Source organism: Arthrobacter sp. FB24 (assembly GCF_000196235.1).
In the GTDB taxonomy this organism is placed as follows: domain Bacteria; phylum Actinomycetota; class Actinomycetes; order Actinomycetales; family Micrococcaceae; genus Arthrobacter.
The window spans coordinates 614,721-634,243 of the sequence record NC_008541.1; the positions used below are offsets into that span (position 1 = coordinate 614,721).

The following is a 19,523-nucleotide window of genomic DNA, read 5'->3' on the forward strand; positions in this document are numbered from 1 at the left end:
CGCTGGTTAGCGGCCGGCGAGGGATCCGCCGATGCCGCCGACGCTGAAGTACTTGTTCAGGGTGGCGAAGACGATGACGGGCGGGAGCATCATGACTACGGCCAGGGCCATGACGGAGGTCCAGTCGGTGGCGTTCTGCTGGAAGAAGGACTGGACGCCCATGGGGAGGGTGAAGATCTCGTTGGAGCGCAGGAAGACGATGGCTACGAGGTAGTCGTTCCAGGCCAGCAGGAAGGCGAAGATCGCGGTGGAGAGGATTCCGGGGAGTGAGTTGCGGAGTACCACTTTGGTGAAGGAGCCGAAGACGGAGCAGCCGTCGATCCAGGACGCTTCCTCGAGGCTGATGGGGATGGAGTCGAAGTAGGCGGCCATCATCCAGGTGGCTACGGTCATGGTGGAGCCGACGTAGATGATGGTAATGCCCAGAAGGTTGTCCACCAGACCCATGCCGGCGAAGAGGATGAACAGCGGGACCACCGAGGTGATGATGGGCAAGGACTGCATGACGAACAGCAGCAGGGAGTATCCGGAGACGGCTTTGGACCGGCCGCGGGAGAGGACGTAGCCGGCGGGTGCGGCGACGGCCACGGAGACTGTCACGGTGGCGAGTGTGGTGATGAGGCTGTTCTGCAGCCAGGTGGCGGCGAGGGTTCCGGAGAAGACGTTGGCGAGGTTTTCGAAGGTCAGGCCTTTGGCGGTGCTGGTCGGTCCGGGGGTGAAGGCGAGCACGACGGTGACCATGATGGGGACGAGGACTATTGCGGTGATGGCCAGGATCGCGACGAACCGCCACCATTGGCCGCGGTGGCCGGCTTCGGAGAGGACGCGTAGGTTTTTGGCCGGGCCCGCGACGCCGAGGACTGGGCCGGACTCGGGATGGGCGTGGACTGCTGCGCTCATTATTCGACGCTCGACTTTCGGATCTGGCGGTACAGGAGGACGGAGATGACTACCAGGGTCATGGTCATGAGGAAGGCGATGGCGACGCCGGGGCCGGTGGCGAAGTCCTGGAAGACCGTGCGGTAGGCCAGGACCACCAGGGAGGTGGTGGCGCTGACCGGGCCGCCGCCGGTGAGCAGGTAGATGGTGGGGAAGTCGTTGACGCAGAAGATGGTCATCAGGATCCAGCTGATGTAGGTGGAGCGGGCGATCAGCGGGAGGGTGATCTGGCTGAACTGCTGCCAGCGGGTGGCGCCGTCCATGCTGGCAGCCTCGTAGACGGTGGTGTCCACGGAGGCCAGGGCGGCCGAAATCATCATCATCATGAACGGGAAGCTGACCCAGACCTTGAACACCATGACCGTGATGGCAGCGAGGTTGGGATCGGCCAGGAACAGGGGCGTTCCCAGGCCGAGGTTCCGGAACAGGGACGGGATCAGGCTGTCCGGGGTGGCGACCAGCCAGTTCCATGCTGTGGAGGACACTACGATCGGCACGACCCAGGGCAGGAGCAGCAGGACCTTGAAGGTTCCGCCGGCGGGGATTTTGGTGCGGAGCAGGAGCGCGAGTCCCAGGCCGACGAGCCACGAGCCGAACACGCCCACGATGGTGAACATCAGGGTGAACTGGGCCGCTTTCCAGAATGCGGGTGAAGACAGGACGGTGGCGAAGTTCTCCCCGCCAACGAAGTTGCCGGTCTGAATCAGTGAACCGTCGTGCGTGGCCTGCACGCCGGCGTGAATAAGGGGATAGCCGTGGATCAGGACGAGCAGGATGACCGAGGGCAAGAGGAGCCAGAAGAAGGTCCGGCTGGTCTGCGCGCTGAGCTTGCTCTTGCGGTTGGCGGGGCCGCCGGGCCCGCCGGGGGCAACTCCCCGGCGGGCCCGGCTGAGGCCGGATTGGGCTGTAGTCAGTGCCATGGAAGGTCCGTTTACTTCTTCAGGACCGATTCGAGGCCGGACTGGAACGTCTGCAGGGCAGTCTTGGCGTCAGCCTTGCCGGTGAGGATCGTCTGGCTGAACTGGTTCAGGGCCTGTCCGCCGTCCAGCGCCGCGAGGTTAGCGTTCAAGGTCTTGCCCTGGGCGGCAAAGGTCTTGGCGATCGGCTGCCAGTCCTTGACGATCTTTACGTTATTGGGATCATTGGCGAATTCGGGCAATTCCGTAATCGACTTGAAGACCGGGAGGGCAGACATCAGCTTCTGGCGCCACAGTTCCTTGAGCTGGCCCAGGTAGTACACCAGGAAGGCCTCGGATGCTTCCTGAGACGGAGTGTTCGTGTACATCATGATGTTGTTCGGGAAGACGATGGTGGCCTTGTCGCCGTGCGGTCCGGTGATGGGGTCCGCAACGAGCAGATCTCCGGAAGTGTCGCCGACGCGCTGCGGCACGTTGACCTGGAACAGGCCGAACCCGGCCTTGCCGTCCTTCCACTGCGCGGACATGTTGTCCGTGGTGTAGCTGACGGCGGCCGGATCGACGATTCCGTTGGACACCAGCTCAAGGACGAATTCCATGGCTTCCACGTTGCGGTCGTTCATCAGGTCCAGTTCGCCGTCCTTGTTCCAGACGCCGCCGCCATTGTTGACCATCATCATGATCATGGAGTGGTTGCCGTAGTTGTTGCCGGCGCCTGCACCGGTGGTGAAGCCGAAGGCTCCGACCTTCTTGAGCGCCTTGCCGGCTTCCAGGAGGGACGGCCAGTCGGTGGGGAGTCCTACGCCCGCCTTCTCGAACAGCGACTTGCGGTACCAGAACACGCGCATGTCCAGCTGCCAGGGGACAGCGACGTAGCCCTTGTCGGACTTGAAGGGGTCGAGGACGCCGGGAAGGAAGTCATCGAACTGGCCGTTCTCCTTCAGCTTGTCAATGACCTTGTCCGCGTACGCGATCTGGCCCTGCTGCTCAAACTGGAAGGCCTGGAAGCCGCCGCCGGTGGACACCGCGGGACCGGTCTTCGACGCGATGGCCGAGGAGAACGTCTGGTAGAAGTTGTTCCACTGGATGATCTGGTAGCTGGCTTTGCTGCCGGATCCGGAGAACCCTTCTGCGAGCTTCTTGGCGGCGTCGTTGTAAGCGGGGGTGGCCCACGGCATGTCCCAGAACTTGATCGTCCCGCCCGCGCCGCCTCCGCCCTGCGAAGCGGAACCGCCGCCGCAGGCGGCCAGGAGGGGAGCAGAGGCCGCGGCGGCTGCGAAGCCCAGGAACCCCCGCCGGGAGAAGGCGGAAGAGGCGATGGACGGTTTGGTAGACACGGTTGTTTCCTTTCAGGGCCCGGAGTGACTGAATGCCCGGGCCCTTCTCGACAATGAGTGGATACTGACTTGAGGAACTGGAACTGCTGGTGGTTCAGTAGGGCTGTCTAGCTGGTGAGTTGGCTGAGGAGTGACATGACGGCGCTGAACCGCGCCAGGTCGTGGGCGGGAGTCCCGGAAGAGATGTGCGAGTGGACCCGCGACCAGCTGGTCCGGTGGGACGATTCGTACAGTGTGGGGAGCGTCATCGCTCCTTCTGTGGTTACCGAACGGACTTCGGCCGGCCAGGCTGCTGCGGGGTCAGGCAGTACGACGTCGGTACGCCCGGTTGACGTCAGAACCGTGAGGCTGGCGGTGGCCGGCAGCGCGGAGGTGAGGATACCCTGCAGGGCGACGGGAATGCCGTCCGCGATGACACCTGAAACCGTGTAGCCGTTGCCGTTGCGCTGGACCATCCGCACATTGCGGACCTCGATGCCGCACTGCACCAGGACGGCCAACTGATCCGTCAGCAGGTGAAGCGGATCCGTGCCCGGGACGGCGATGGCAACCGAGTCCAGCAGGAGGGCGTCCTCAAGGGCCGCGGCGATGGCACCATGCACGTTTTCACTCGTGGAATCCAGCGCCAAGTTTCCGGCCCACTGCAGGTCAAGCACCACCACTGAGCCGGCGGCGTCTGCGACGGCGGTGAGCCCGGCAGGGTCTTCGGCCACCGGCGCGGACACCACAACGCCTTTGGCTCCGCTGCGGATCGCAGCGGACGCCCGGTCGGTCCAGCCGGCATGGCCGGCGACGGCGGTGACATCCGCTGCGGACGCACCGGGACCAAAAGAGAGGGGAAGGGAGGCAACGACGGCGGACACTGCACCTGCAGCTTCAGCCTGCGGATCCGCGTACACGGACAGCTGCGTGGTCATGCGTTGACCTCCTGGTCTGCGGTGGAGCCGGCGGCACTGCCAGCATCAACCCGACCTGTATCTACTCGGCCTGCGGCCGCGTCGGCGATGGCCAGTGCGAACTCGAGGTCATGGATCAGCGTCTCGGCCGACGGGGGCTGGCCTGCGCCGCGGGCCAGTTCGGCCAGCTTGCGCCACTCGCCCTCGTAGCCGTTGTGGCCGAAGGGGCCCAGGACAGTGGTACGCCCGACCGTCCGGATCCGGGCGGTTGCCGAGCCGGCGTGGACGTAGGACGGCGTGAAGTCGATTTCCAGGGCGGCGTCGTCGCCGATGGCCTCAAATGTCCAGGACGGCTCCCAGGTTCCGTTCATTGCTGCCCGGAGTTCAATGGTGACGTTTCCGGCCCGCAGGGAGATGACATAGCCGAAGGGACTGAGGGTTTCGGCGTGGAGGACCTCCACCGCCGCAAAATCGGGGGTGAAACGGCGGACCAGGGGAAGGTCGTGGATTGCAAGGCCCATCACGCCCCCGGTGAGCATGGCTTTGATGGCCTCCGGACCGGTTGAGTCATTGCCTGGCGCGGGAATGCGGCCCACGATCTCCGTGGCGAAGTCCTCGAATCGAGGGTTCGGCGGAAGGACGATGGAGGACCGGACGGTGTGGACCTGCTCCGGCAGTTCGCCCCAGGCGTCTTCCGCTGCCAGCCAACCCGGATCGAAGGTGTGCATGGCGCCCACGATGATGGGGACGCCGGTTTCGGCTGAAACGGCGGCGATGCGGGCCGCCTCTTCTCCGGTCATGGCGAACGGCTTCTCGCACAGCACGGCCTTCTTGCCGGCCCGGCAGCTGGCGATCACTTGCGTTGCGTGGAACTGGTGCGGACTGCAGATGGCCACAATGTCCACTGCGGGGTCCGCGAGGAGCTCTTCCATGCTGGTGCTGAACTTCGCACCAACCCTTCCGGCCACGGCTTCCGCCACAGCGGGGTCGACGTCCATGATGTGGCGGACATCAAGGATGTCCCCCAGCCGTGCGAGCGAAGGAAGGTGGATCGCCTGGGTCACAGGTCCGGCGCCCAGAATGCCGACGCCGAGGAGGGCCGGTGATGCCTGTGCTTGGCTCGACAAGTTGCTTACCTCTTTGTACTAGCTGGAGCGTTATGACCCGGAGTTCGGCGATGCCTCGTCTCAGTGACACCGCTCACACATCAAGCTAGAACGACTTTTGCCGATGGTCAAGCAAAAGTTGAAAAGTAATCGGCGATCTTTCGGTGGCGTGACATGCATAAGGCCTTCGTGCTATCTATGATTCATGAGTCCAACGTCCGGAAAAGAGACCGGCATCGACGCCGGAACCGATGCCGCGCCTGATGGTGCGGGGAGCCTTTCCCGGGCCGGCGACCTCTTCCAGCTGCTCCGCGACGGCAAGGCCCGCACCAGGGCCGAACTGGCCCTGACGACTGGCCTGGCACGGTCCACGGTGGCCGCCCGCATCGACGCGCTCATCTCCTCCGGACTGGTGGGCCCGGCCGGTGAGGCCAGTTCCAGCGGCGGCAGGCCGCCGTCGCGCTTTGCCTTCAACCCCGCCGCCCGCTCTGTCCTGGCAGTCGACGTCGGCGCCACGCACGTGATCGTTGCCGTCACCGACCTTGGCGGCAACGTCCTTGCCGAACGGCGCCTGGCCCAGGACGTTGCCGACGGTCCGGAAGCGGTACTGGGCCGTGTGGTCGAGGAAGGAAAAACACTCCTCAGTGAGGCAGGCCGGACAGCCGCGGACCTCGCCGGCATCGGGATCGGGCTGCCCGGCCCGGTGGAGCATGCCACCGGCATGCCGGTTAAGCCGCCCATCATGCCCGGCTGGGACGGGTTCGACGTGGTGCGTTACGTTCGGCGCTCGCTGCCGGTCCCCGTGCTGGTGGACAACGACGTCAACATCATGGCGCTCGGCGAACGCACGGCGTACTGGCCCGAACACGACAACTTCCTTTTCATCAAGGTGGCCACCGGCATCGGTGCAGGAATCATCAGCAGCGGCGAACTCCAGCGCGGCGCCAACGGAACGGCCGGGGACCTGGGCCATGTAAGGGTCCCGCGCGGGGACGAAGTCCTTTGCCGCTGCGGCAACTACGGCTGCCTCGAGGCACTGGCTTCGGGCCCCGCCGTCGCCCGCGAACTGGCCCGCCATGGGCTTCCGGCCGAGAAGGGAAGCGATGTGCTGCGACTCGTTGCCGAGGGAAACCTGCAGGCCATCCAGGCGCTCCGCCAGGCCGGCCGGGACGTCGGGGACGTACTGGCTACGGTGGTCAACCTGCTGAATCCGTCGGTGATCGTGATCGGCGGCAGCCTCGGCCAGGCGGGCGAGCACCTGATGGCGGGAGTGCGCGAAGTGGTTTACCGGCGGTCGCTGCCGCTGGCCACGTCACATCTTCGGATAGCCCTTTCGATGGCCGGGGACCAGGCCGCGATCCTTGGCGCCAGCCAGATGGTCACGCAACACGTGTTATCTCCTGCCGTGATAGAAGCCACCCTGCAGGCAACGGGATAACGTCCGTCATGTTGCCGCGGGCATGATAGCAATGATCTGATGACACGGATTCCCAGCTCCCTCACCAAACCGCAGCCCGCCTCATGACGGCGAACATCCTCGCCAGGGTCCCGCGCGGCTGGATCCTGCTGGCCAGCATCGGACTCATCGCGCTGAACATGCGCGGCCCGTTCGTGGCTGTGGCCCCGGTGGTTGGCCCGATGCAGCAGGACCTTGGGTTCTCACCCGTGGAACTGGGGCTGCTGACCGGCATTCCGGTGCTGTGCTTCTCGCTGGCGGCGCCGCTCGCGTCGTTTGCGGGCCGAAAATTCGGGGCGGAATTTGCCATCATGCTCACGCTGCTGGGCGTGCTGGCCGGCGTCATTGTCCGCTCGGCCGGAAACGGCGGCCTGGTGCTGTTCGGAACCGCGATCATCGGCGTGGCCATCACCATCGGCAACATCGCCGTTCCGCTGATCATCAGGCGGGATTTTTCGCCCCACCGGCAGGGGACCGCCATGGGCATTTACACCGCGGCCCTGAACATCGGGTCCTTCCTCACGTCGGTGGTCACCGCGCCCCTGGCCGAGGTGGCCGGCTGGCGGCTCGCGCTGGCAGCCAGCGGGCTCTTCGCCGTGGCCGCCACAGTCTTCTGGGTGATGGCGGTGGGCCGGCAAGCCTTCGTTCCGTCCCCCGTCGAAGAGTCCGATCCCCGTCCCGCCGGCGGTCGGCCGGCGTCCCGCTGGATTACGGCCGGGCTGACGGCGGGCTTTGCCGGGCAGGCTTTCTCCTACTACGGCGTCACTGCCTGGCTGCCCACCTTCCTGATCGACGAACTGGGCATGGCGCCCTCCGCCGCCGGCGCCGGGTCCTCGCTCTTCCAGATCCTCGCCATTGTGGGCGGCCTCGGGGTGCCGATGGTGGCCAGGTTTGCCAGTACGACGGCGGTGGCGGTCACCCTGGGCCTGATGTGGCTGACCGTTCCACTTGGCCTGCTGCTGGCCCCGGAATTGTGGTGGCTCTGGTCCTCCGTGGGCGGCGCAGCGCAGGGCGGCGGCATCACTGTGATTTTTATTGCCATCATCAAGCTGGCCCGCGACCAGGCATCGGCAGGCCGGATGTCGGCCGTCGTCCAGGGCGTTGGCTACTCGGTAGGCGCTGTCGCCCCGACGCTCCTGGGCTACGTCCACGGGCTGTCCGGATCCTGGACCAACCCGCTGCTGCTGATCCTTGCATCGGTGGCGGCGTTCTTCCTGGGCACGACCCTCTCCGTCCGGAAGGTGCCGAAGACCCGCTGACGGGTCCCGCCGTCGTCGTACTTCACGCCCTGCAACAGAAGCGCGAACTGGCAGCTAATGCCCTCAAAACGAAGTTTCGGGTCATTAGCTGCCAGTTCGCGCTTAGTGGTTCTTCCGTTGCCGGGCCGCCGCCCCGGATTTCGGGGTGCCTGTTGCGGAGGGCATGGCAGCCCGGCGAACGGAAATCTTCTCGATTACCGCCGGATCAGGCGGCGACGAGCTCCGCGTCCTCCACGGGCTCCTCGGAACGGTCCCGGGCCTCGTGCAGGAAGCGGGCGTAGGCAGGCAGCGTCAGGAACGTGGGGAACGCATCGGCCAGGGTGACTTCCTCGAAGATGTCCCGCGCGTCGGCGAAACGGTCCCCTTCGAAGCGCTCCAGCCGGGAGAATTCCTCGTCCAGCAGCTCCTCCACCCAGTGGCGGGTGATGATTTCGCCTTCGTCGGTGATGGCGCGGGAGAAGATCCACTGCCACAGCTGCGAGCGGGAGATCTCCGCGGTGGCGGCATCTTCCATCAGGTTGTGGATGGCCACGGCACCGTTGCCGCGCAGCCAGGACTCGATGTAGCGGATGCCCACCTCGATGTTGTTCCGGATGCCCTGCTCGGTGATGGTGCCCTTCGTGGCGGCGATGTCCAGCAGCGCGCGATCGTCCGGGGTGACGTCCTCGCGGAGGCGGTCCAGCTGGTTCGGCTTTTCGCCGAGGACTGCGTCGAACACTTCGCGGCACACGGGAACCAGGTCCGGGTGTGCCACCCAGGAGCCGTCAAAGCCGTCGTTGGCCTCGCGGGTCTTGTCCGCGCGGACCTTTTCGAAGGCGATCGCGTTAGCTTCCTCGTCCTTGCGGTTGGGGACGGCTGCGGCCATGCCGCCGATGGCCATCGCGCCGCGCTTGTGGCAGGCGCGGACCAGCTGCTCCGTGTAGGCGCGCATGAACGGGGCCGTCATGGTCACCTGCACGCGGTCCGGTAGGACAAAGCGGGGGCCGCGGGTGCGGAAGTTCTTGATCATGGAGAAGATGTAGTCCCAGCGGCCGGCATTCAGCCCCGCTGCGTGGTCGCGGAGCTCGTAGAGGATCTCTTCCATTTCGAAGGAGGCTGTGATGGTCTCGATCAGCACGGTGGCGCGGATGGTGCCCTGCGGGATGCCCAGCAGCTCCTGGGCGAGGATGAAGATGTCGTTCCACAGGCGTGCTTCGAGGTGGTTCTCGATCTTGGGCAGGTAGAAGTACGGGCCCTTGCCCTGGGCCAGCAGGCGGCGGGCGTTGTGGAAGAAGTACAGGCCGAAGTCCACGATGCCGCCGGCGATGGGTTCGCCGTCGATGAGCATGTGCTTCTCGGGCAGGTGCCAGCCGCGGGGGCGGACCACGATGGTGGGTAGTTCGCCGGCCGGGCGCAGCTTGTAGTCCTTGCCCTCGGGGGAGGTGAAGTCGATACGGCGTTCCAGCGCGTCCGTCAGGTTGAGCTGGCCCTGGATCACGTTGCGCCACGACGGCGTGGAGGAGTCTTCCATATCAGCCAGCCACACCTTGGCGCCGGAGTTCAGCGCGTTGATGGTCATCTTCTTGTCCACCGGCCCGGTGATTTCGACACGGCGGTCCTCCAGGCCCGGAGCAGGCGGAGCAACGCGCCAGTTCGGGTCGTTCCGGACGGACTCGGTTTCGCGGAGGAAGCGCGGATCCTGCCCCTTGGCGATCTCGGCCCGACGGTTGCGGCGGCCCTGGAGCAGCTCCTGCCGACGTTCCGTGGTGGCCCGGTGCAGCTTGGCAACAAACGCCAAAGCATCCGGAGTGAGAACTTCGCCCTGCCGGCAAATAGGCTGCGCGGTCAGCGTGATCCCGTTGATAGTGAAGTTGTCAGTGAAGCTGTTCATGAGAGTTCTCCTGGTGCAAGGCCCAACTGAGGCGCAGTAGGTGTCGTTTTGAGCCTCCAAAACGACACCTACTGCTATCTAGTTGGGGAAGAGTTAGTGGAACTGGCCCTCTTCGGTCGATCCGACCAATGCGAGGGTGGATGCGTTCGGGTTGAGCGCAGTTGCGATGTCGTCGAAGTAGCCGGTGCCGACTTCGCGCTGGTGCTTGGTCGCGGTGTAGCCGCGGGACTCGGAGGCGAATTCCTTTTCCTGGAGCTCGACGTAGGCGCTCATGCCTTCACGGGCGTAACCGTGGGCGAGATCGAACATTGAGTAGTTCAGGGCGTGGAATCCGGCCAGGGTGATGAACTGGAACGTGAAGCCCATGGCGCCGAGTTCACGCTGGAACTTGGCGATGGTGGCGTCGTCCAGGTGCTTGCGCCAGTTGAACGACGGCGAGCAGTTGTAGGAAAGCATCTGGTCCGGGAACTCGGCCTTGACGGCTTCGGCGAACTTACGGGCAAGTTCGAGGTCCGGAGTGCCCGTCTCCATCCAGATGAGGTCGGAGTACGGGGCGTAGGCCTTGGCGCGGGCGATGCAGGGTTCGATGCCGTTGCGGACCTTGTAGAAGCCTTCCGGGGTGCGGACCGGCTGTCCGCCTTCGCGGAGGATGAATTCCTGGTCGCGCTCGTCGACGTCGGAGGTGATCAGGGTTGCCGCCTCGGCGTCGGTGCGGGCGATGACCACGGACGGGGTGCCGGCGACGTCGGCGGCCAGGCGGGCCGCGTTCAGGGTGCGGACGTGCTGCTGGGTGGGGATGAGCACCTTGCCGCCGAGGTGGCCGCACTTCTTCTCGGAAGCGAGCTGGTCCTCCCAGTGAACGCCTGAGGCGCCGGCCTGGATCATGGACTTCATCAGTTCGTAGGCGTTGAGCGGGCCGCCGAAGCCGGCCTCGGCGTCAGCGACGATCGGCACCATCCAGTCCTCGACGGTCTGGATGCCTTCGGAGAACTCGATCTGATCGGCGCGGAGGAGGGCATTGTTGATCCGGCGGACAACCGTGGGAACGGAATTGGCCGGGTACAGCGACTGGTCCGGGTAAGTGTGGCCGGAGTTGTTGGCATCCGCGGCAACCTGCCAGCCGGAGAGGTAGATGGCGCGGAGGCCGGCCTTGACCTGCTGCACCGCCTGGTTGCCGGTGAGGGCGCCGAGGGCGTTGGTGTAGCCGCCGGTCTTGTGCTCTTCGGTCAGCTGCTTCCACAGCTTCTCGGAGCCGCGGCGGGCCAGGGTGTGCTCTTCGGAGACGCGGCCGCGGAGGCGGACGACGTCGGAAGCCTTGTAGTCCCGGGTCACACCTTCCCAGCGCGGGTTGGCGGCCCACTCGAGCTCCAGTGCGGCGGCCTGCTGCTCGGGCGTCTGCTGGGTGGGCTCAAATGCTGCAGTCATCTTTGTCTCCTTGTTTGTGCTCCGGGGTGTCCTGGCCGGTCCCGCCCTGCGCCTTTGCAGAGGGGGACCGGCTGGACCGGTGCGGTGTTTCTTTCCGTGAGATCTACTTTTCTGCACTTTCAAGCGGGTTACTAGAGGAAAACCGTGGAAAGAAATGCGTTTCTTCGCGTATGCTCAATAAATGTCGCCTACGAGCTGGAACCGCAAAGCCGCCACCCCGCCGTCGTCCCCTGCAACCGCGGAACTGGACGTCATCAGCCTGGGCCGCCGCGTACGCCACCTGCGCAAAGCGGCGGCGATGACCCTCGATGACCTGAGTGCCGCCGTCGGGACCGCGCCGAGCCAGCTGAGCCTGATCGAGAACGGGAAGCGGGAGCCCAAACTTGGCCTGCTGCAGCAGCTGGCCGCCGCGCTGAATGTCAGCATCGACCAGCTGCTCGGGGCGGAGCCGCCCAACCGGCGGGCGGCCCTGGAGATCGAGCTGGAACGTTACCAGCGCAGCCCCCTCTACGAGTCCCTGAACCTGCCCAAAATCCGCATCAGCTCGCGGCTTCCGATGGATGTGCTGGAATCTATGGTGGGCCTGCAGCATGAGCTGGAGCGCAGGCTCAACGAACAGGTGGCGACGCCGGAGGAGGCCCGCCGCGCCAACGCAGAGCTGCGGGCCATGATGCGCGAACGCAACAACTACTTCCCTGAGTACGAGGCGGAGGCGCAGAAGGTCCTGGCGTCCGTGGGGCACAAGAACGGCCCGCTGTCCCATCACGTCATTGCCGACATTGCCGGGCACCTCGGTTTCAGCCTCCACCACGTGGGCGATCTGCCGCATTCCACCCGCTCCGTGACGGATCTTAAGAACCGCCGAATTTACCTCACGCAAAACCAGCGCTCGGATCATGACCCCCGTTCGGTGCTGCTGCAGGCACTGGGCCACTACGTTCTGGGCCACCAGACGCCGTCGAACTACGGGGACTTCCTGATGCAGCGCGTGGCCACGAACTACTTCGCAGCCGCGCTGATGCTGCCTGAGCAGGCCACCGTGGAGTTCCTGCAGAAAGCCAAGCAGGCCAAGGAGATCGCCGTGGAGGACATCCGCGACGCCTTCGCCGTGTCCTACGAAACCGCTGCACACCGGTTCACAAACCTGGCCACCCAGCACCTGGACATCCGCACGCACTTCCAGAAAACGCACAAGAGCGGCATCATCTACAAGGCCTACGAGAACGACGGCGTGACGTTCCCGCAGGATCACACCGGCGCCATTGAGGGCCAGCCATCGTGCAAGAACTGGACGTCGCGGGTGGTGTTCGATGTGCCGGACAAGTTCAGCGCGTACAACCAGTACACGGATACACCGGCGGGAACCTACTGGTGCACGGCACGGACCGAGCGCTCGGCCAACGGTGAATTTTCACTCTCCGTCGGCGTCCCGTACGCGCAGGTGAAGTGGTTCCGCGGCCGGGATACGACCGAACGGTCCAAGTCCACCTGCCCGGACGAGAGTTGCTGCCGCCGTCCGCCGGCGTCGCTGACGTCTGAGTGGGCGGGCAACGCCTGGCCGTCGGCGCGGGCGCACTCGCACCTGCTCGCCGCGATGCCGCCGGGCGCCTTCCCCGGCGTGGACGAGACCGAGGTCTACTCGTTCCTGCAGGCGCACTCGGGGAGCTGAACAAACCCTCTATCACTTCTGGCGGTGTTCCCGCAGACGCTCTCTCACTTTCTTGGGGAAAGTGAGGGAGCGTTGCCGCATTTGCTGCCGGAGGTGAGGGAGCGTCTTGCTTTACCCGTGCAGTTCCCGGTAGGCGGCAGCGGCTGCGGGGTGCAACGGCAGGCCGGCCGTGTTGATCAGCGATTCCGGGCTCAGGAACTGGACTCCCATGCTGGAGCGGGGGATCAGTTCCTCGGCGTGGTCCACCAGCAGTTCGACGGTTCTCTTCACTGTCCGCTCATCCAGGTCACTGCGGCACAGGAGCAGATTGGCCACACCCACTGCCCAGACAGCCGGAATGCCCTCGTAGGCGCCTTCCGGGATCAGGACCCGGTCGTAGAACGCGCCGTACTTGGTCCGCAGTTTGGGCAGCAGCGGGGAGAGGTCCAGGAATCCGAGCCCGACCTCATGGTGGGTGGCGGCAATGGCGGCCGTAGGCACCCCGCCGGACCAGAACAGCGCGTCCACCGACCCGTCCTGCAGCGCCGCAAGCCCCGCGTTGAGTCCGAGGTTCAGGACGGTGACCGTCTTGCCGCCATTGGCGGCGGGCGCGGCGCCCACAGCCACGGAAGCCAGCCCGGCGGCCTCCAGCAGGCGCGGGGTGGTAAGCGACGTCCCTGAACCGGGCTCGCCGACAGCCACGGTCCGGCCAGCCAGTTCCGTGAGGGTCCGGATGCCGCCAGCCCTCCGGACGACGCAGTGGACGTAGTTTTCGTACACCCTTCCAAGGGCCGCGATTCCCGCGTCCGACGGGCCGCCCGCCGGCATCTTCTGTGCCGCGGCATCCGCGAGTGCGACGGCGAACGTCGCTTGCCCCGTCAGGAGCTGCCGCAGGTTGTCGAGGCTGCCACCGGTGGTCAGGGCTGAAGCGCTGCCGGCCACGCCATGGCGCTGGATGGACTCCGCCAGCAGCGTTGCAAATTCAAGGTAGAAGCCTCCCGGCTCACCCCCTGCCACGGTGACGGTGCCTGGCTTGTCCTCGGCAGTGCATGCGGTGAGGGCCGGGATGAGCAGTCCGGCCAGGCCAGCGGCCAGCCCGGCCTTGAGGGCGGCCCTCCGTGGCGGCAGGCTTCCAGCCAGGTCAGTCATGCCGGTCATGAAAGGGCCTCCGGCCCTGTCATGCCGGTCATGAAAGGGCCTCCGGCCCCTGGGAAGCCATGGCGCGCGGAAACTCGATGCGCGCGGTCAGGCCGTGGGGCGAGGTTTCCGTCAGAAGCAGCCGGCCCCCGTTGGCTCCCGCAAGTTTGTCCACAATGGTCATGCCCAGGCCGTTGCCACGGATCTCACGGTGCTGCGGGGAGCGCCAAAAGCGGCTGGTAGCAGCAGCCCGTTCCTCAGCGGAAAGCCCGGGGCCGGTATCGGAGACCTCTACGGCAACCGCATCCTGGCGTACGCGGACTGCCACGGCTATTCGGGCGCCGGCGGCGTATTTGATGGCGTTATTGATCAGTTCCCCCACCATCTGGGCCAGTTCTGCGGCGTTGCAGGCGATGTGCGCCGCCGGGTCCGGCGGATCCTCCAGCAGGATCGACGAGCCGCCGCGCCGTGCCGCAGGTCCTGCCCGTTCGGTCTCTTCCTGCAGGACAGGGTACGGATCAATAACGGCACGGAACCCGCGCGAAGGGGCCCCCGGCGGGCCTCCGGCGGAGTCTTCGAAGGCCCTGTGCTCGGCCGTCGCCAGCTTCAATACCCCGTCAAGGATCTCTTCCACACGTTCGAGTTCCGCCAGGACTCCGGCCGCCGCATTGTGCTCCCGGGCTGTCTGCAGTTCAAGCTGCAGCAGGTCGATCCTCAAGCGCAGGGCGCCGACGGGGTTGCGCAGCTGGTGGGAGGTGTCGGCAATCAGCTGGCGCTGGGAGTCGATGCTGTCGCTGACCGTCCGGGCCATCCTGGTAAAGGACCGGCTCAGCTCCCGAAGCTCCGGCGGCCCGTCTTCCGGAAGCCGGCTGCTCCTGCCTGTTGACTCAAGCTCGGTCACCGCCGAATTCAGGCGGTGTACCGGACGCAGTACCCAGCGCGTCACCCGGGCCGCACCGAGGAGGAGCACTGCAGCGAGGGCGGCCGCCGCCACTCCGACGAGAAGCCACCGTTCCCGGAGTTTCTGCCGGGCCGCATCCAGGTTGACCTCCAAAACCGCCTCGCCAAGAACCTGGCTTGCGCTGCCGAAGGAGCGTGAGATCACCTCAGAACCGGTTCCGAACGGCTGAATCTGACTGAGCGTGGTGTCGCTAAGGTTCAGCTTTGCCCGGGCAACAGCGTCGCGGACGTCTGCCCTGTCCTCGCTCAGGCCGCCTGAGCGCAGGGTGCCCTGCTGGAGGCGGATCAGCACCCCCTCACCGTACAGTTCCGAGTACCTGTCCATCTCTGCCTGCAGCTGGATGGATTCACCGTCGTTCGCGGCGTCGAACGCCACCTGCGCGAGCCTGTTGAGCGCAGCCGCCCGGTTGATCTGGAGTTCCTGGGTGAGCTCCCGGCTGGCCGAGGTCAGGAGGGCGGTGGAGGCGAAGATGACGATGAGGACAGACAGCACACTCAGGACTCCGAGGACACGCAGCTTCACGCAGGATCCGCCTCGACCCGATAGCCCACACCGCGCACATTGATGATGAAGCCGGGGAGCTGGAGCTTTGCCCGGAGACCCGTCAGATGCACGTCAAGGGACCGCGACGACGCCAGGAAGGCGTCCCCCCACAGCGCATCCAGGATCTGCTCCCGGGTGACCACTGAACCGGCATGGCCGGCCAGGAGTGCGAGCAGGTCGAATTCGGTGGCGGTCAGAGGCAGGACCCTGGGACCGACCGCGGCCACGCGCCGTTCGAGGTCCACTTCGAGTTCGCCCAGCACGATGCTCCGCTGCCTGCTGTCCTTGCTGCGGCCTGCTCGCCTCGTCACGGCTTCGATGCGGGCAAGCAGTTCAACCAGTTTCACCGGCTTGACGAGGTAGTCATCGGCTCCCGACCGCAGGCCAAGGACCACGCTGCGCTCGTCGTCGCGGGCGGTGAGGATGAGGATCGGGACCGGTGTGACCTGGCGGAGCTTCCGCAGCACGTCGAGGCCGTCCATGTCCGGCAGCCCCAGGTCCAGCAGGATGACCTCGAACCGGCGGTGCTCAAGGAGCGCGTCAGCCCCGCGGGCAACCCGGGACGCCGTGTGTCCGGCGGAAACCACCGCCGCATCGAGGGCGGACGCCATCGCGTCGTCGTCCTCGACGATGAGCACATCCATTGCCTGGTCCTGTTCGTTGACGGGGCATCTTCGATCTGCCCGCTGTGGAGATTATCCCTTGTCCCGGCGAAACCTAAGGAAGTGTTAGGAATTCCCCCTTCACGTAGCTAGTGGGGTGGATCACCCATAGCGTGGATGGGTCCTCGGCTTTCGGAGGACCGTCAACGTCGAGGAGGAACCATGAGCAATGTTGCCATGGACAGCACAGGATTTTGCCCGGAACGGTTGCCGGGAGCACAGCCAAGCGAGGTTCAGCGATGAGCACCCAGCAAGCCGAAGTCCAGAGTGAGTCAGCCCAGACCCGCCGCGCCGTGAGCAATATCCTCAAAGGCTCGGCCGGCAACCTGGTGGAATGGTACGACCTCTACGTCTACACAGTCTTTGCCGCATATTTCCAGTCCCACTTCTTCAATTCCAAGGACGAGCTGCAGGCCGGCCTGGAGGCGATGGCCGTCTTCTCAACGTCGTTCCTGATGCGCCCCATCGGCGCCTGGTTCTTCGGCCGCTACGCGGACCGCAAGGGCCGGAAGGCGGCGCTGACGCTCAGCGTGACGCTGATGTCGGCAGGTTCCTTCGCCATCGCGCTCCTGCCCACAACGCAGCAGGTCGGCGTCTGGGCACTGGTGCTGCTGATCCTCATCCGCCTGATCCAGGGGTTCTCCGTGGGCGGGGAGTACGGCACCAGCGCCACCTACATGTCCGAGGCCGCCACGTCCAAGCGCCGCGGCTTCTTCTCCAGCTTCCAGTACGTGACCCTGATCGGCGGCCAGATGATGGCCTTGCTGGTCCTCGTCATCCTGCAGAACGTCATGCCGAAGGGCGACCTGACTGAGTGGGGCTGGCGTATTCCGTTTGCCATCGGCGGCGTAGCTGCGCTGGTGGTTCTGTGGCTGCGGCGCTCAATGGAGGAGACCGTATCGGCTGAGCAGGTCGAAGCCGCCAAGATCCCGGCCGTTGCGGGCGTCGCGCAGCCCGGCACCATGAGGCTGCTGTTCACGCAGTACTGGAAGCCGCTGCTGATCTGCATCGGCGTCACCCTCGGCGGCACCGTGGCGTTCTACACGTACACCAACTTCATCCTGAAGTTCATGAACGACACCTCCGGCATCGCCAAGACCGACACCTCGGTGATCAACTTCTGGGCCCTCTTCATCTTCATGCTGCTCCAGCCCGTTTACGGCCTGATCTCGGACAAGGTGGGCCGCAAGCCGCTGCTGCTGTGGTTCGGCATCACCGGCGTCCTCTTCACCTGGCCGCTGCTCTCCACGCTCTCCGACACCAAGGACCCGTTCACGGCGTTCCTGCTGATGATGGGCGGCCTGCTGATCGTTGGCGGCTATACCTCCATCAATGCCCTGGTGAAGGCGGAGCTGTTCCCCGCGTCCATCCGCGCACTCGGCGTCGGCCTGGGCTACGCGATCGCCAACTCGCTCTTCGGCGGAACCGTCCCGCTGATCGGCGCCGCGTTCCAGAAGGCCGAGCGGGTGGACCTGTTCTTCACCTACGTCACCGTGGCCATCGCCATCTCGCTGGTCGTCTACATCTTCGCACTCAGGAACAAGAAGGCCACCCACCTCGATCACGAACAGGGCCACGCCTGGTCCCAGACCCGCAAGGATGACGACAAGGACAAGGACCTCCTCAAGGTCTGACCGGTTACAGTACGGCGGCCGTAAGGTGCGGGGGAGCAAAAGTACGACGGCGGGCGGCAGCCCAGCAGCCCCCGCCCGCCCCGGACGCTCTCTCAGATCCTGCGGTAAATCCCGGGACGCTCTCTCACTTTCTTAGGGAAAGTGAGAGAGCGTCCCGGGTTTTCTTGCCTTAAGTGAGTTTCTCAGGGGCGCTTTCGCTCCGCCGTGGGGGCCGAAAATGTACTGCTGTGGGGAACCTTTGCGGTGTCGGGGCTGCCGGAGCAGACTGAAGAGTGTGTTCCGGTCGACCCCGGTCTCTCTTTAGTGCCGGTGAGCCTGTAAGTGAGTTTGGTGGTGGAGGGCGCAGCTTTTGTCCGCGGGACCGTGGAATGTTGCCGTTGAGCACGAATGTCAGATTTGTTGTTTATCCGCCTTCCCCGGGACACAGACGCCATCTGTTGGACTGTTCGAGGAAGGGTGAGCTCTCATGGAGGTCATTCACCCGCGCTGCGCGGGTGTCGATATTTCAAAGAAGGACGCGAAGGTCTGTGTCCGCATCCAGGGCCGCGGCGGCCGGTCCACCACATCCACCATCACGACCTGGGGTTCGATGACGGGGCAGATCCTGGGGCTAAAGGAACACCTCCTGGACGAGCACGTGGATCTGGTGGTCATGGAGGCCACCGGTGATTACTGGCGCCCCTTCTACTACCTGCTTGAAGACGACGGACTGAACATCATCCTGGTCAATGCCCATGACGCCAGGAACGTCCCGGGCCGCAAAACCGACGTTTCCGACGCTGCCTGGCTTGCCGACCTGGGCGCCCACGGGCTGGTCCGGGCCTCCTTCGTGCCCCCGCCTCCGATCCGTGAACTGCGGGACCTGACCCGGGCCCGGACCATCATCACTCAGGAACGGACCCGGGAAATCCAGCGCCTGGAGAAACTCCTCGAGGACGCCTGCATCAAACTATCCTCGGTAGCTTCGAACATCACCGGGGTCTCCGGACGACTGATCCTCCAAGCACTCATCGACGGGCAGACCGACCCCGCGGCCCTGGCAGAGATGGCCCAACGCCGGCTGCGGTCCAAAATCCCTGAACTCACCCAAGCCCTCAACGGCCGGTTCACCGAACACCACCGCTACATGACCGGACTCTATCTGCACCGGATTGATGCCCACACCGCCGATATCAACGACCTCAGCGCCAGGATCGAGGCGGCGATGGAGCCCTTTCGTTTCGCCCGGGAGCTCCTCGTGAGCATCCCGGGGTTCAGCACCACCATCGCGGAAATCTTCATCGCCGAAACCGGCGCCGACATGAGCGCATTCGCCACCGCAGGGCAGCTGGCATCCTGGGCCGGTACTTCCCCGGGATCCAACGAATCCGCCGGACGGGTCAAATCCACCAAAACACGGCCCGGCAACCGGTACCTCAAAGGTGCCCTGGGCATCGCTGCTCTGTCCTGCGCGAAATCGAAGAACACCTACCTCGGTGCCAGATACCGGCGCATTGCCTCCCGGCGCGGACCCGCCAAAGCCCTCGTCGCCGTCGAACACTCCATCCTCACCGCAGCGTGGCACATGCTCACCACCGGCGAACTCTACAACGACCCCGGCGCCGACTACTTCACCCGGCAGACACCCGTTAAAACCATGGCCCGGGCCGTCAGACAACTAGAATCCCTCGGCTATCAAGTCATTCTCGAACCCCTGCAACAGACCGGATAACACCGCTCACCCCACGCACCCC

At 65.3% G+C, this 19,523-nt stretch carries 15 protein-coding genes; 5 read left to right on the plus strand and 10 right to left on the minus strand.

What is annotated here, in order from left to right; translation table 11 throughout:
- Window positions 1-6: 6 nt before the first annotated feature.
- The 5 genes from ARTH_RS02940 to ARTH_RS02960 form a co-directional block, all read right to left on the minus strand.
- Window positions 7-900 (minus strand): carbohydrate ABC transporter permease, encoded by an 894-nt coding sequence (locus ARTH_RS02940; protein WP_011690443.1) that lies wholly within the window; start codon window positions 898-900, stop codon window positions 7-9.
- Window positions 900-1,859 (minus strand): carbohydrate ABC transporter permease, encoded by a 960-nt coding sequence (locus ARTH_RS02945; RefSeq protein WP_011690444.1) that lies wholly within the window; start codon window positions 1,857-1,859, stop codon window positions 900-902. Before ARTH_RS02945 ends, ARTH_RS02940 begins: the two co-directional genes overlap by 1 nt.
- A gap of 11 nt (window positions 1,860-1,870) precedes the next feature.
- The gene (locus ARTH_RS02950; protein WP_011690445.1) at window positions 1,871-3,193 is read right to left on the minus strand and encodes an ABC transporter substrate-binding protein; all 1,323 of its coding nucleotides are present in this window, start codon (window positions 3,191-3,193) and stop codon (window positions 1,871-1,873) included.
- Between the two features lie 107 nt (window positions 3,194-3,300).
- Window positions 3,301-4,110 (minus strand): hypothetical protein, encoded by an 810-nt coding sequence (locus ARTH_RS02955; protein WP_011690446.1) that lies wholly within the window; start codon window positions 4,108-4,110, stop codon window positions 3,301-3,303.
- Window positions 4,107-5,216, minus strand: coding sequence for a Gfo/Idh/MocA family protein (locus ARTH_RS02960; protein WP_011690447.1), 1,110 nt, complete (start codon window positions 5,214-5,216; stop codon window positions 4,107-4,109). Before ARTH_RS02960 ends, ARTH_RS02955 begins: the two co-directional genes overlap by 4 nt.
- 184 nt (window positions 5,217-5,400) lie before the next feature.
- On the opposite strand from ARTH_RS02960, the gene ARTH_RS02965 reads away from it, so the two are divergent.
- On the plus strand, window positions 5,401-6,633 hold the full coding sequence (locus ARTH_RS02965; protein WP_011690448.1) for an ROK family transcriptional regulator: 1,233 nt from the start codon (window positions 5,401-5,403) through the stop codon (window positions 6,631-6,633).
- A gap of 83 nt (window positions 6,634-6,716) precedes the next feature.
- Window positions 6,717-7,910: an MFS transporter gene (locus ARTH_RS02970; RefSeq protein WP_011690449.1), complete on the plus strand. Its 1,194-nt coding sequence runs from the start codon at window positions 6,717-6,719 to the stop codon at window positions 7,908-7,910.
- 205 nt (window positions 7,911-8,115) lie between these two features.
- Here ARTH_RS02970 and aceB read toward each other — a convergent pair whose 3' ends face one another.
- The gene (aceB, locus tag ARTH_RS02975; RefSeq protein WP_011690450.1) at window positions 8,116-9,780 is read right to left on the minus strand and encodes a malate synthase A; all 1,665 of its coding nucleotides are present in this window, start codon (window positions 9,778-9,780) and stop codon (window positions 8,116-8,118) included.
- A 93-nt stretch (window positions 9,781-9,873) separates the two neighbouring features.
- Complete coding sequence (gene aceA / locus ARTH_RS02980; RefSeq protein ID WP_011690451.1) at window positions 9,874-11,205, minus strand: isocitrate lyase; 1,332 nt, start codon at window positions 11,203-11,205, stop codon at window positions 9,874-9,876.
- 181 nt (window positions 11,206-11,386) lie between these two features.
- Here aceA and ARTH_RS02985 point away from each other — a divergent pair, with 181 nt between their 5' ends.
- Entirely contained in the window at window positions 11,387-12,874 is a 1,488-nt protein-coding gene (locus ARTH_RS02985; protein WP_011690452.1) for a helix-turn-helix transcriptional regulator, read from the plus strand.
- 111 nt (window positions 12,875-12,985) lie between these two features.
- Here ARTH_RS02985 and ARTH_RS02990 read toward each other — a convergent pair whose 3' ends face one another.
- The 3 genes from ARTH_RS02990 to ARTH_RS03000 are packed head-to-tail and all read right to left on the minus strand — an operon-like array spanning window position 12,986 to window position 16,138.
- Window positions 12,986-14,011 carry a TAXI family TRAP transporter solute-binding subunit gene (locus tag ARTH_RS02990; RefSeq protein WP_011690453.1) on the minus strand — a complete coding sequence of 342 codons (1,026 nt, stop codon included), beginning with the start codon at window positions 14,009-14,011 and terminating at the stop codon, window positions 12,986-12,988.
- A 28-nt stretch (window positions 14,012-14,039) separates the two neighbouring features.
- The gene (locus ARTH_RS02995) at window positions 14,040-15,473 is read right to left on the minus strand and encodes a sensor histidine kinase (RefSeq protein ID WP_011690454.1); all 1,434 of its coding nucleotides are present in this window, start codon (window positions 15,471-15,473) and stop codon (window positions 14,040-14,042) included.
- The gene (locus ARTH_RS03000) at window positions 15,470-16,138 is read right to left on the minus strand and encodes a response regulator transcription factor (RefSeq protein ID WP_011690455.1); all 669 of its coding nucleotides are present in this window, start codon (window positions 16,136-16,138) and stop codon (window positions 15,470-15,472) included. The genes ARTH_RS02995 and ARTH_RS03000 overlap by 4 nt, the downstream gene beginning before the upstream one ends.
- A 257-nt stretch (window positions 16,139-16,395) precedes the next feature.
- Here ARTH_RS03000 and ARTH_RS03005 point away from each other — a divergent pair, with 257 nt between their 5' ends.
- Window positions 16,396-17,790: an MFS transporter gene (locus ARTH_RS03005; RefSeq protein WP_011690456.1), complete on the plus strand. Its 1,395-nt coding sequence runs from the start codon at window positions 16,396-16,398 to the stop codon at window positions 17,788-17,790.
- Between the two features lie 466 nt (window positions 17,791-18,256).
- A complete protein-coding gene (locus tag ARTH_RS03010) occupies window positions 18,257-19,501 on the plus strand; it encodes an IS110-like element ISArsp3 family transposase (RefSeq protein ID WP_011689782.1) in 1,245 nt (414 codons plus the stop codon).
- Window positions 19,502-19,523: the final 22 nt, after the last annotated feature.